Source organism: Terrisporobacter petrolearius, assembly GCF_020748185.1.
In the GTDB taxonomy this organism is placed as follows: Bacteria; Bacillota; Clostridia; order Peptostreptococcales; family Peptostreptococcaceae; genus Terrisporobacter; species Terrisporobacter petrolearius.
On the sequence record NZ_JAHZMO010000246.1, the window covers coordinates 1 to 249 of the forward strand.

General features: G+C 48.2%; 1 rRNA gene. It reads left to right on the plus strand.

Features of this window, described 5'->3' with window-relative positions:
- Nucleotides 1–249: ribosomal RNA gene (locus K0040_RS20505) — 16S ribosomal RNA — on the plus strand; the annotation flags it as partial.

The following is a 249-nucleotide window of genomic DNA, read 5'->3' on the forward strand; positions in this document are numbered from 1 at the left end:
GCGATTTACTTCGGTAAAGAGCGGCGGACGGGTGAGTAACGCGTGGGTAACCTGCCTCATACACATGGATAACATACCGAAAGGTATGCTAATACAGGATAATATAAGAGATTCACATGGATTTTTTTATCAAAGCTCCGGCGGTATGAGATGGACCCGCGTCTGATTAGCTAGTTGGTAAGGTAATGGCTTACCAAGGCGACGATCAGTAGCCGACCTGAGAGGGTGATCGGCCACATTGGAACTGAG